The sequence below is a fragment of the Demequina oxidasica genome (assembly GCF_000975115.1).
GTDB classification, from domain to species: Bacteria; Actinomycetota; Actinomycetes; order Actinomycetales; family Demequinaceae; genus Demequina; species Demequina oxidasica.
In genome coordinates this window covers 381,041-392,453 of sequence record NZ_BBRE01000002.1, presented here as the reverse complement: position 1 = coordinate 392,453, position 11,413 = coordinate 381,041, and the positions used below count along the sequence as shown (strand labels likewise).

The window sequence follows — 11,413 nt, the reverse complement described above, 5'->3', positions numbered from 1 at the left end:
TGGCTGGAGACTTTTCTATCGCGGCGAACCTCGCCGTAATGGAAACGGTTCAGAGGCTCAGAACGTTGCCACAAAAAACGCGGAGCCGCCATGAACATTAGGTGAACGAGCAATCCGGTTCGCGAATGTGGCCAAATTAGGTGGTGGGCGATACTGGGATCGAACCAGTGACCTCTTCCGTGTGAAGGAAGCGCGCTACCCCTGCGCCAATCGCCCTGAAAGCAGACACCATACTAGCCGCTATTTCTGACGTGGCGGGACCGGATCCGGGTTGTCACTCGCGAACTCGTCAAATATGCGCGATAGTCGCGTGAGTAGCGGCCCGCGCCCTAAGGCGACCCCATCAAGCGTGTCGAGCACCTGGACTCTACGGGTCGACGAAGACACCGCCGCAAAAGCCGTCCCCTCCCGGACTCGCTCCAGCACTGACATGTCGAGCTCGCCCACCTCGGCCGCGCGAATGGGCAGACCCGCGCGCGCTCCCCATTCGAGCGCGAGCCCGCGAGTAATCCCTGGTAGACACCCTGACGCTAGAGGAGGGGTCAGAATCTCCTCGTCGACTTCGATGAAGATATTGGTCGCGGTCCCCTCGCACAAGTGTCCATGAGTGTTCGCAATGATCGCCTCGTCGGCGCCCTTACCCGCAGCGAAGTGGGCCATCACCACGTTCTCGGCATATGACGTCGACTTCACTCCAGCGATAGCTGAGCGCTCGTTTCGCACCCAGGGGGCCCGCACCGCACGGCATCGCTTAGCGGCAGGGGCGTCCGTCCCGATGACGATGAGCGACCCCGGACCCTCACCGCGCAACGAACTCATAGGCCCAGGTCCGGAAACCAGAGTGAGCCGCATTCGCGTGACATCGAAGGGTCGGGCTCCTGTGGCCGCAGCGTCTCGAACCGCCGATACGCCCTCGCGAATATATTCCGCATCCGCCACGTCTATTCCCATGCGCTGCGCCGAATACGCCAATCGCGCGATGTGTCGCGTGAGGGCAAACGGCCTTCCGTCAACCACGGCCATGGTTTCAAACACGCCGTCGCCTACCGTGAGACCGTGATCCGTGGCAGTCAAGATGGGCGCATCGGCATTCACGATGGCGCCGTTCACCCATACGACGATGTTCATTCGGTCATCCTCTCGCTACTTGCCAGGGCAATCAAGCGTCTCGCCTTGAGTTCCGTCTCGCGCCACTCGCCATCGGGATCGGATCCCCACGTGATTCCAGCGCCCGTTCCAAAATGCAATGTGCCCCCGTGAGCGGGTGTCCACCAGAACGTGCGTATGCCTACGGCCAGTTCCGCGCACTGAGCGTCCGCATCAATCCAGCCGATGCCACCGCAGTACGGACCCCGCTCAGCCTGCTCCTCACGTCCGATGATCTCGAGGGCGCTGGACTTGGGCGCACCGGAGACAGAGCCTGGCGGGAAGGTGCCGTCAAGAAGCGTTGGCCACAGCTCTGGCGTCCAGTCGAATTCTGGCGCCAAGGTTGCTTTCACCGTACTTTGCAGGTGAGACAGGCCGGGGTGCTCGTGCTCGGCGAGGAACTCGGGCACTCGCACCGATCCAGGCAACGCGACGTGCGAGAGGTCGTTGCGGATGAGGTCGGTGATCATGACGTTCTCGGCCTCGTCCTTGGGAAGCATCGATTCCCCTGGCGCGGCGGTGCCCTTGATGGGCGACGACGTGATCGAGTCGCCGTTGATTCCTAGATAGAGCTCAGGCGAGGCTGACACCACCCAGACTCCTGGCGAACCGTCAATGCTCGGGACCACAATCCGGGAGGCGAATCGTGCCGGATTGCCACTGGTCAGCGTTTGCGATAGAGCCACCGCATCTGGCCCGGGGCCCTCCGAAGGCAGCGGAGCCGACATCACTCGGCAGAGATTCACCTGGTAGACATCACCCTCGCTGATCGCGTGCCGAATGTTCCTTACCCCCTGCACGTAGGCGGCACGGCTCATCGAAGTGCCCCAAGCCTCGGCGGCGGGTCCGTCCCAGTGGCGCGTGGAATCGTGCGCGGGAGGATTCTCGCTCCGTTCAACGTTAGCGAACCGCCACGCGCTCATGGCGCCGTCAAATTCCGCGACCAGAACCCAGAAGCCGCCCTCTGCAAGGCGGCTGCCATGAGTCGCGACGTCTATGCGCTCAACTGGATGACTCGCGCGCACGCCACGAAACTCAGCGCTTCCTGCGCGGCGAGGGTCTTTGCTCCAGTCCACGCCCTAACGCTAGCGGTCAAAGGCGAGGTCATTGGCTGTACGCCCCAATTTTGCCATGCACGTCAGGCCGATCACTCGCGGCACCGACACGCGCGCGGGACGGATTGGTAAAGCGGCGAAGTTTCGGATATTGTCATCTCCTGTTCGAGGGAATCCCCGAGAACATGCGGACGTAGCTCAGTGGTAGAGCATCACCTTGCCAAGGTGAGGGTCGCGGGTTCAAATCCCGTCGTCCGCTCGGAGAAAGATTTATGGCTTTGTACCTGGTACAGATTCATAAGTTCCTTCGCGGTGGAGTGGCCGAGAGGCGAGGCAGCGGCCTGCAAAGCCGTATACGTGGGTTCGAATCCCATCTCCACCTCGCATGGGGCCGTTGGCGCAGCGGTAGCGCGCTTCCCTGACACGGAAGAGGTCACTGGTTCGATCCCAGTACGGCCCACCATGCAGTACAAAAACCGGCTCGGCCCCTCGGGGCTGGGGCCGGTTTTTTGTTTTTCTGAAGCGCTCACTTGCCTGGCCATCAGACTGCCACCGCGCGCCCTATCGTTCCGATAGCGCACGCCTTTTGGCGTCTAGAACACTCTGTTGGTCAGATTTCACACGGCCTCGCCCTAGCCCGCGTACTGCTCCCCCACCGGCGCATCAATAGCGAGCCGGTTGCCTGGCCCTGGCAGCGGGCACGCCCATGCCTCGTCGTACGCGCAGGACGGGTTGTAGGCGAAGTTGAGGTCCATCACAAGACCGTCATCATCGCCACCTAGATCCGCGCCCTTGATGGTGTCGAGCAAGTAGCGTCCCGCTCCATAGGTCGACTTGCCAGCGGTGGTGTCGCGCATCGGGACAAAGATTCCGCCGCCGTATGTCTTAAGGCGCCACACATCTAGCTCGCCCACCCCCTGGAGGCGCACAATTCCCAGTCGCTCAAAAGGCACCACGCCATCGGTTCCGGTCTGCACGTCGCGAGTGAGTACAGGCACGTCGGTGTCGAGCGCCGCCACAAATCTAAATGCCGGATCGTAATCCGCCACGCGGCCGATGCCCGGGTTGCCGCGGTCCTCGGGCTTCACGGGGGAGGCGGGATGGTTGAGCAACATCTCGCGGCGCGCGGCGATCCACAGGGCATGTGCCTGGGAGGGATCGGACGCGGCACGTACTTGCCGGTAGATGTCGAACGTGGACCGGCGCCAGTGGGCAACATCGAATGCACTCATAGTGTCACCGTACAGAGCGGGGCAAAATGGACCAACAGGTCGCCACCGGATGTCTGAATGTGCAAAAAGGGACCAATACGGGGCGAGCGTGGAGAAACCTCGCCGTGGCGCAGGTCTGACAGAATGAATGCGAAGGAGTGGTTACCTACATGACAGACGTGACTCACGAACGTAGCAGGCGACTTGGACACAGGCCCGGCGCCCCGGTTCCCCTATCCACCTACCGCCTGCAGCTCAATGCGGACTTTACTTTTGCCGACGCCGCTGCGCAGTTGGACTATTTCCAGGCGCTGGGCGTTTCTCATCTCTACTTATCCCCCATCCTGGACGCCGCGCCTGGCTCGACGCACTTCTATGACGTCGTCGACCACTCCCGCATCTCCCCCGTCCTGGGCGGCCAGGACGGCCTGCGCGAGTTGTCCTGGGCTGCGGGCGAACGCGACATTGGGCTCATCGCCGACCTAGTTCCCAATCACATGGCGGTTCCCACTCCCGCGTACTTCAACAAGGCGCTGTGGTCGGTACTCCAGCACGGCGAGGAAAGCGACTTCTCGCACTGGTTCGACGTAGATTGGTCCGGCGGTGACCCCGTACTGATGCCGGTGCTCGGGGAGCGCATAGGCACGGTTCTCGCGAGCGGCGAGCTGACCCTCGACACGATGGTTGTCCCGGGCTTTGAGGACCAGGGCGACATCCCCGTATTGCGCTACTACGAGCACGTGTTTCCCGTTCGCGCTGGCACCGAAAACCTCCCCATGGCATCGCTGGTTGAGCAGCAGCACTATCGCCTTGCATATTGGCGCGTGGCGAATGAGGAGCTGAACTACCGACGCTTTTTTGACGTCGGCTCCCTAGTAGCCGTGCGTGTCGAAGACCCAGACGTGTTTGATGCCACGCACCAGGTCATTGTCGACCTCATCAATGACGGCACTCTCGACGGCCTGCGCATTGATCACCCCGATGGCCTCGCGGATCCCGCCGGCTACATCTCGCGTCTCTCAGACGCCACGAATGGTGCCTGGATCGTAGTCGAGAAGATCCTCGAGGACGAGGAGCGCCTGCCTACCTCGTGGAAGACTGCCGGCACTACCGGCTACGACGCCTCGTGGCGCATCGGCGCGTTGCTTCGCGACCCCGCTGGCTCGTCTCCCCTCGCGGGCACCTTGCACCGGGTGACTGGTGACGCGATGGGCTCGCTGCCTGCCATCATCGATGAGGCCAAGCGCGAAATCGTGAAGGAGACACTGTCGAGCGAGGTGCACCGCCTCGCCACCATCGCGCACGGAATTTGCGACTCGGACGTGCGACTACGCGACCACACCTGGCGCTCCATCTACGACTGCCTGCGCACCATGCTGGTTGCCTTCGACCGCTACCGCGCCTATGTGGTCTCGGGCGTGCCTCCCAAAGCAATGTCGCTCGAAGCGATCGCTCACGCTGAGGCCCTGGCTCGCGAGTCTTTGGACCCCGAGCGTCACGAAACTCTTGAGGTGGTCGCGGACCTGCTCCGCGGCGCCGAGGTAGGCAGCGCTGGGCGCACTCAGGAGGCTAGCCGGCGCGAACTCATCACCCGGTTCCAACAGGCCTGCGGTGCGGTGATGGCCAAGGGCATCGAGGACACCGCCTACTACCGCTGGACACACTTGCTTCCCCTGTGCGAGGTGGGCTCCCCTGCGTCACGGTTCGCCATGCCGCCTGCGTCGTTCCACGCATGGGCTAGCGAACAGCAGCAGACGTACCCGCACGCGATGACGTGCCTGTCAACTCACGACACCAAGCGCTCCGAGGACGTTCGGGCACGGCTCGGAGTTCTCAGCGAGGACGCCGAGGCCTGGGACGAGCTGGTGCGCCACTTCCAGGCGACCACTGAAAAGTACCGCCCAAGCGAACTTGACGGTCGCATGGAGAACCTGTGGTGGCAGATCCTGGTCGGCACGTCCGATGAGTTTGGTCTCATGGAATGGCACCGGCTCGAGGGCTACCTAATCAAGGCGATGCGCGAGGCTAAGACTCATACGACGTGGACATCGGTGAACGACACGTACGAGACTGCTGTACTTAAGTTCGCCAAGAAGTCGCGCAAGGACGACGCTCTGCGTGAACTCGTCACGCAGTGGCACCACAGCACCGCCCACGGCGTGCGAGCTGCGACGCTGGCCATGAAGCTGATCCAGCTCACCATGCCAGGCGTACCTGATATTTATCAAGGCACCGAGTCGGTCAACCCCACACTCGTAGACCCCGACAACCGCCGCGCGATTGACTTCGACGCCTACGCGTCGGTGCTCGGTCGAGTGCTAGGGCGCTCGAAGCCACGCTCGCTTGGCGAGGAGAAGTTACAGGTGACAGCCCGCGCCCTGCACGCACGCCGTGACCACGAGGACGCCTTCACTGGTCCCGATGCCGGGTACCACCCGCTCCCGTCGTCGTCCGGTCACGCGGTGGTATTTGCCAGGACCGTGGCGGATGAGCCGCACGTCATCACCGTCGCGACGCGTGTGGCGCTCGACCTGGAGCGGCTGGGAGGTTGGGGCGATCACACCGTCCAGTTGCCTCCGGGCACGTGGCACGACAGCATAGGTCGCCAGACTTTCGAGGGTGGTCCGGTCCCGCTTGCCGACCTTCTCAAGACCTCTCCGGTTGCCCTGTTGGTGCGAGCCTGATGCTGGCACAAGTCTGGGCACCGGACGCAAAGTCCGTGGTGTGCGTGGTGGGCGACCAGGACTCGCCCACCCGCGAGCCGATGCGGCCCGCCGACGGCCCCGACAGCACCGGTTGGTGGACGGGTCCGGAACTCGCCCACGGCACTGACTACGCCTACGAGATCGACGGCGAAGGCCCGTGGCCCGACCCGCGTAGCGCACAGCAGCCACACGGCGTGCACGGCGCGTCGAGAGCGTTTGACGCGGAAGTACACCGCTGGAGCGACGGCGCGTGGAGGGGGGTAGACGCTCTCGGTGCGGTCTTCTACGAGCTCCATGTAGGTACCTTTACGCCGCAGGGCACGTTGGACGCTGCGGCAGCGCAGATGACCGCCCTCAGATCCATTGGCGTGGACATCGTGGAGCTCATGCCCTTGGCACCCTTCCCCGGGCGCCATGGCTGGGGCTACGACGGCGTCTCGCTGTACGGCGTGCATGAGGCCTACGGCGGCCCCGCTGCGCTCCAGCGATTCGTGGATGCGGCGCACAAGGCCGGAATTGGCGTGTGCCTCGACGTGGTCTACAACCACCTGGGGCCCGACGGCAACTACCTATCGAAGTTCGGCCCGTACTTTACGGATGCGCACCACACCCCGTGGGGCTGGGCAGTCAACCTCGACCAGCCGAATGCCGACGGGATGCGCCGCTTTATTTGCGATAACGCTCTGCGGTGGTTCCGCGACTTCCACATTGACTGCTTGCGCCTGGACGCCGTCCACGAGCTCAAGGACGACTCCGACCGGCATGTGTTGGCGCAACTGGCCGATGAGACCGCCGAGCTCAGCGCGCGCATCGGCCGGCCGTTGGCGTTAGTGGCTGAGTCCGACCTGAATGACGACATCATGGTCACGCCCACCGCGGACGGCGGCTACGGGATGACTGCGCAGTGGAACGACGACGTCCACCACGCGCTACACGCGTATCTCACCGGAGAGCGCCACGGGTATTACACCGACTTTGGCTCCCTCGAGACTCTGGACAAGGTGTATCGCGAAGTCTTCTGGCACCAGGGCACCTTCTCACCATTCCGAGGAACGAACTGGGGGAAGCCGGTGAACCCCAGCATCGACCGCCGCCGCTTTGTGGTCTGCGCGTCAAACCACGACCAGGTAGGCAACCGGTCGATCGGCGATCGCCCTTCCAACAGTCTTTCCCCCGGAGCGCAGGCCACATCGCTCGCGTTCATTCTGCTGTCTCCGTTCACTCCGATGCTCTTCATGGGCGAAGAGTACGGCGAAACCCGGCCCTTCATGTTTTTCACCGAGCACGATGAACCGCTGGGAAGCGCAGTCTCAGAAGGACGTCTAGCCGAATTTGGCGGCCACGGCTGGGAACAGCTTTACGGACACGAAGTCCACATTCCTGATCCCCAGGATCGCACTACCTTCCTGCGCTCAAAGCTCGGCGACGGCGTTGCCGCCGAAGGTTCGGTTCACGACGCACTACGCGAGTGGGTGCGCCAGCTCATGGCGATGAGGCACGAGGTGCAATCTCGAGAGGCGTGGGCGAAGCATGGCGCCGGGGTGACCGAGTCGGCACCGCGTGTCGTGAGCATGCACGGGCCGCTAACAGTTCACGCGAATCTAAGCGACTCCCCCACCACCGTGTCCGGAGGCGAGGTTGTTGCGACCTTTGGCGAAGTCATCCCCGCGCCAACAGGTGAACTGTCGCTCGCTCCCGACTCGGTGGCCGTCATCCGTCCATCAGCAGCACACGTAGAGGCAACATCACTGATTGCGTGACGCCAGATACCTCGAAGGAGAGGGAATGAACACGAAGCACCCTGACCTGGGCGACCACCCGTCAGCGGCACTGCGGGTGCCACCTGGATTCAGCATCGCCGACTACGACAAGCACTCCACACCGGGGTTCGACGGCGACAAGAAGGCCGGCGAACGGCGCATGGAATCACGTGGCCGCGACCTTGCGGTATTGCAGGAGCAACTCTTTGCGGAGGGCCGCTCGGGCGGACATCGGTCTTTGCTCCTTGTTCTACAGGGCATGGACACCGCCGGCAAAGGCGGGATAGTCCGTCATGTGATCGGCATGGTGGACCCGCAGGGAGTTGACCACGCAAGTTTTGCCGCGCCCACCAAGGAGGAACTCGGGCACCACTTCCTGTGGCGCATTGAGCGTAAGTTGCCTAGCGCAGGCAGCATCGGCGTGTTTGACCGTAGTCACTACGAGGACGTGCTGGTGGCGAAAGTGCGCGAGTTCGCGCCCGCCGAGGAAATCGAAGATCGCTATGGGGAGATCAACGATTGGGAGCGGCGCTTGATAGATCAAGGCATCACCATCGTGAAGGCCACCCTGCTCGTCTCGCTGGATGAACAACTCGACCGCCTCGAAAGCCGCCTCCACCGCCCGGACAAATACTGGAAGTACAGCGTCAGTGATCTTGACGACCGCGCGCGCTGGACAGAGTTCCGGGACGCTTACGAGGCAATGTTTGACCGGACATCCACGGACGCCGCGCCCTGGCACGTCATCCCGGCGGATCACAAATGGTTCGCACGCCTGGCGATCACGGAACTGCTCTGCGAAGCGCTGGAAGGAATGAATCTAGAGTGGCCTTCGGCTGCCTTTGATGTGGATGCGGAACGAGTTCGCATTGAGAAGCTGCGGGAAGCGGGAGACTAGCGTTCACTCCCCCGTGGTCATCGCGACAAGTCTTGATTGCGCACGCAGATACTTCTTGCGATATCCGCCACGGAGCATGTCCTGCGAGAACACCTCGTCTAACCTCACACCCGACGCGACGATGCTCGCGTCGCGGTCGTATAGCCGATCCACCAGCGTCACCAGGCGCAGCGCCTGCGACTGATCTGTCAACGTGGTGACATTGGAAATGCCTAACTCGGCCACTCCGTCGAGGTAGGCGCCGTAGCGACTCGGGTGCACCTTCGCGATATCGTCGACGAGGTCCGCGAAGCCCACCACCGCGCCGTCCTCGCTGTCCGCCACGGCGGCCACAGCATCGGCCGATGCTGGGGCTGGGTACTCGTCGGTGTGGCGGTGGCGATAGTCAGGACCGTCGATCCGCACCACGTCAAAGACGCCAGCTAGCGACTGAATCTCACGTTGGAAGTCCTCGGCGGCGAACCGGCCGTCGCCGAGCGCGCCGGGAGGGGTGTTCGATGAGGCGGCGATCGCGACGCCAGCCTCGACAAGCTCCCGCATGAGCCTCGCCATCAGGAGCGTGTCCCCCGGGTCGTCCAGTTCGAATTCATCGACGCATAGCACCGCGAAACCGGACAAAGCCTCCCGAGCTGCGGCGAAACCGAGCGCCCCTACCAGGTTCGTGTACTCGACGAAGGTCCCGAATGCCGCTGCGTCGCCGGCCTCTCGAGCGATCGAGACTAAAAGGTGCGTCTTGCCCACCCCAAATCCGCCATCGAGGTAGAGCCCCTCGGCGCGGGACCTCCTCCGTCCCTTGCGAGCAGACTTTGCAGCGCGAGCGGCGAATTTACTCGCCGCCTTAAGTGCGAGGGCTTGGCTTTGGTGATCTGGGTCGGGCCGGTACGTGTCGAATGAGGCGGTGCGAAAGTGAGGGGGCGGAACGAGCGCCTCCACCAGTTCGGACGGGGACAAGTGCGGACGGCGTCCAAGCAAGGTGATACTCACAGCTCTAGCCTAGAGTGCTGAGGAGAGCCACAATCACTTTCTTGATACCAGACGAGGGCGGCACGAACACCGATGAACGAAGCACCGGAGGCGAGCGACGCCACGCTGACGCAGACCCAGCCGACCATTGCGACATTTCCCCCCGAGACCTCCGAGTCAGCATTAGCCACGCTCTATCGTCAGCGGTCACAAACTGTCCGTCTGGGCATGATCGAGAGCGTAGACGGCAAGTGTGCGGGCGCGGACGGGTCCTCTCGTTCTCTCAACGGTCCCGAGGACTTGCGGCTTCTACGTACGCTGCGCAGTCAGGCCGACGTAGTCGTGGTGGGCGCCCAGACCGCGCGCCGCGAACGCTACGACACCATCAAGCTTCCCGATGCTATGAGCGCACACCGCCGCGGCGCCGGACTCAGCGCGCAGGTACAACTCGCCATTGTCACGCGCAGCGGCAACCTTCCGCACGGACTAGACCCGGCAACAACGTGGATCATCACCACCGCCGGATCGCCGGCAACGCATCGGTTGGGTCCGCAATGGCAATCACGCCTTATCCTTGCTGGCGCAGATCAGGCCTCCCCCCGCACCATGATCAACGAGCTGGCTGCGCGCGGCTTATCGCGTGTGCTGTGCGAGGGCGGTCCTTCGCTCGCACAGGAGCTGCTGAAGCGCAGCCTCGTCACCGACTACTGCTTAACGACCTCACCCAAGCCGGGAGGAGCATCGGCAGCCCCGACGCCACCTGTGCCGGCCGGCTTCGCGCTGACACACGAACTCGTAGGTGGAGGTTTCACCATTCGTCGCTGGTTGCGCTAGGCGCGACTTTGCACCGCGCATCCGGCGAGCTCGATCGTAGTCTCCGCCAGGGCATCGAGCGCGTCAACGACCTTGTCGTCGAGGTCCCAGGCAACGGCAGCCACAGAGAGTTCCGTGCAGCCCAAGATCACCACCTCGGCCCCCAGCCCGCGTAGATAGTAGATTGCGTCGTCGAGTTTGTCCCTGGATGGCGCACGCCCGGCCTTCACCTCGTCATAGATGAGTTCCGTGACACGAGCCTGCAGGTCCGGGCGAGGGATCACGATCTCGTGTCCGAGGTCCTCGAGTGCGTGTGCATACGTCCCTGAAGCCAAGGTTCCGTCCGTGGCGAGCACCCCCACACGCGCGCCAGGCTTCGAGAGCTTGCTCGCTTCCTCTGCGCCACGCTGGACGATGTCCACCACCGGCGTGTGCACAGCCGCGTCGATCTCGGCGATGAAGACTCGCGCCGTATTGCACGGGATCACGATGGCCGCTACCCCCATGGCCTCCAGGCGGCGAGCATCCGCGGCGAGTACTGGTCCCGGGTTCTCGCGCGAGGGGTCGAGCACGTAGGCGGTGCGGTCAGGGATGGAACTGTGCTGGAGCACCACGAGGTCAGCGTGCCCCTGATCCGTATCTGATTTGGTCATATCCACGATTCGGCGCAGAAACTCAACGGTCGCTGCCGGCCCTACCCCGCCAATTACGCCGATCTCTTTGCGTGTCATGGTGATGATTCTCGCGCACTGAGGAGAAAAAGCCGTCCGCACTTGCGGTGACCGGTCATTTTGGGCGTAGAAATGCCGATGTCCCCACCGACCGGAATCGGGGGGGACATCGGCATCACGTTGGTGAGTGG

The 11,413-nt window shown here is 63.2% G+C and carries 9 protein-coding genes and 4 tRNA genes; 7 read left to right on the top strand and 6 right to left on the bottom strand.

What is annotated here, in order from left to right; all coding sequences use genetic code 11:
* Positions 1-141: 141 nt before the first annotated feature.
* The 3 genes from AOP77_RS08845 to AOP77_RS08835 form a co-directional block, all read right to left on the bottom strand.
* Positions 142-216, bottom strand: a tRNA-Val gene (locus AOP77_RS08845).
* Positions 217-240: 24 nt separating this feature from the next.
* Entirely contained in the window at positions 241-1,128 is an 888-nt protein-coding gene (locus AOP77_RS08840; protein ID WP_062212527.1) for an aminotransferase class IV, read from the bottom strand.
* Entirely contained in the window at positions 1,125-2,222 is a 1,098-nt protein-coding gene (locus AOP77_RS08835; RefSeq protein ID WP_062212518.1) for a chorismate-binding protein, read from the bottom strand. The genes AOP77_RS08840 and AOP77_RS08835 overlap by 4 nt, the downstream gene beginning before the upstream one ends.
* A 166-nt stretch (positions 2,223-2,388) precedes the next feature.
* On the opposite strand from AOP77_RS08835, the gene AOP77_RS08830 reads away from it, so the two are divergent.
* The 3 genes from AOP77_RS08830 to AOP77_RS08820 all read left to right on the top strand — a co-directional run bounded on the left by AOP77_RS08830 (position 2,389) and on the right by AOP77_RS08820 (position 2,664).
* Positions 2,389-2,460: transfer RNA gene (locus AOP77_RS08830), tRNA-Gly, on the top strand.
* 52 nt (positions 2,461-2,512) lie between these two features.
* Positions 2,513-2,583: transfer RNA gene (locus tag AOP77_RS08825), tRNA-Cys, on the top strand.
* A gap of 6 nt (positions 2,584-2,589) precedes the next feature.
* Positions 2,590-2,664 (top strand) — tRNA-Val (locus tag AOP77_RS08820).
* A gap of 169 nt (positions 2,665-2,833) precedes the next feature.
* Here AOP77_RS08820 and AOP77_RS08815 read toward each other — a convergent pair.
* Positions 2,834-3,433, bottom strand: coding sequence for a DUF1684 domain-containing protein (locus tag AOP77_RS08815; RefSeq protein ID WP_062212513.1), 600 nt, complete (start codon positions 3,431-3,433; stop codon positions 2,834-2,836).
* Between the two features lie 149 nt (positions 3,434-3,582).
* On the opposite strand from AOP77_RS08815, the gene treY reads away from it, so the two are divergent.
* Genes treY through AOP77_RS08800 form a run of 3 tightly spaced genes read left to right on the top strand, consistent with a single transcriptional unit; the run spans position 3,583 to position 8,775 of the window.
* Complete coding sequence (gene treY / locus AOP77_RS08810) at positions 3,583-6,096, top strand: malto-oligosyltrehalose synthase (protein WP_062212509.1); 2,514 nt, start codon at positions 3,583-3,585, stop codon at positions 6,094-6,096.
* The gene (treZ, locus tag AOP77_RS08805) at positions 6,096-7,877 is read left to right on the top strand and encodes a malto-oligosyltrehalose trehalohydrolase (RefSeq protein ID WP_062212507.1); all 1,782 of its coding nucleotides are present in this window, start codon (positions 6,096-6,098) and stop codon (positions 7,875-7,877) included. Before treY ends, treZ begins: the two co-directional genes overlap by 1 nt.
* 25 nt (positions 7,878-7,902) lie before the next feature.
* Positions 7,903-8,775 (top strand): PPK2 family polyphosphate kinase, encoded by an 873-nt coding sequence (locus AOP77_RS08800; protein WP_062212504.1) that lies wholly within the window; start codon positions 7,903-7,905, stop codon positions 8,773-8,775.
* A gap of 3 nt (positions 8,776-8,778) precedes the next feature.
* Here AOP77_RS08800 and zapE read toward each other — a convergent pair whose 3' ends face one another.
* Entirely contained in the window at positions 8,779-9,759 is a 981-nt protein-coding gene (zapE, locus tag AOP77_RS08795; RefSeq protein WP_062212501.1) for a cell division protein ZapE, read from the bottom strand.
* Positions 9,760-9,831: 72 nt separating this feature from the next.
* On the opposite strand from zapE, the gene AOP77_RS08790 reads away from it, so the two are divergent.
* On the top strand, positions 9,832-10,572 hold the full coding sequence (locus AOP77_RS08790; protein ID WP_062212499.1) for a dihydrofolate reductase family protein: 741 nt from the start codon (positions 9,832-9,834) through the stop codon (positions 10,570-10,572).
* Here AOP77_RS08790 and cuyB read toward each other — a convergent pair.
* Positions 10,569-11,282 (bottom strand): cysteate racemase, encoded by a 714-nt coding sequence (gene cuyB, locus AOP77_RS08785; RefSeq protein ID WP_062212496.1) that lies wholly within the window; start codon positions 11,280-11,282, stop codon positions 10,569-10,571. The two genes, AOP77_RS08790 and cuyB, sit on opposite strands and share 4 nt — an antisense overlap.
* Positions 11,283-11,413 lie beyond the last annotated feature (131 nt).

Coding starts and splice junctions, on each gene's coding strand:
- treY (WP_062212509.1), top strand. CDS start 3,583: ATGACAGACGTGACTCACGAACGTAGCAGGCGACTTGGACACAGGCCC.
- AOP77_RS08815 (WP_062212513.1), bottom strand. CDS start 3,433: ATGAGTGCATTCGATGTTGCCCACTGGCGCCGGTCCACGTTCGACATC.
- AOP77_RS08840 (WP_062212527.1), bottom strand. CDS start 1,128: ATGAACATCGTCGTATGGGTGAACGGCGCCATCGTGAATGCCGATGCG.
- cuyB (WP_062212496.1), bottom strand. CDS start 11,282: ATGACACGCAAAGAGATCGGCGTAATTGGCGGGGTAGGGCCGGCAGCG.
- AOP77_RS08800 (WP_062212504.1), top strand. CDS start 7,903: ATGAACACGAAGCACCCTGACCTGGGCGACCACCCGTCAGCGGCACTG.
- treZ (WP_062212507.1), top strand. CDS start 6,096: ATGCTGGCACAAGTCTGGGCACCGGACGCAAAGTCCGTGGTGTGCGTG.
- AOP77_RS08790 (WP_062212499.1), top strand. CDS start 9,832: ATGAACGAAGCACCGGAGGCGAGCGACGCCACGCTGACGCAGACCCAG.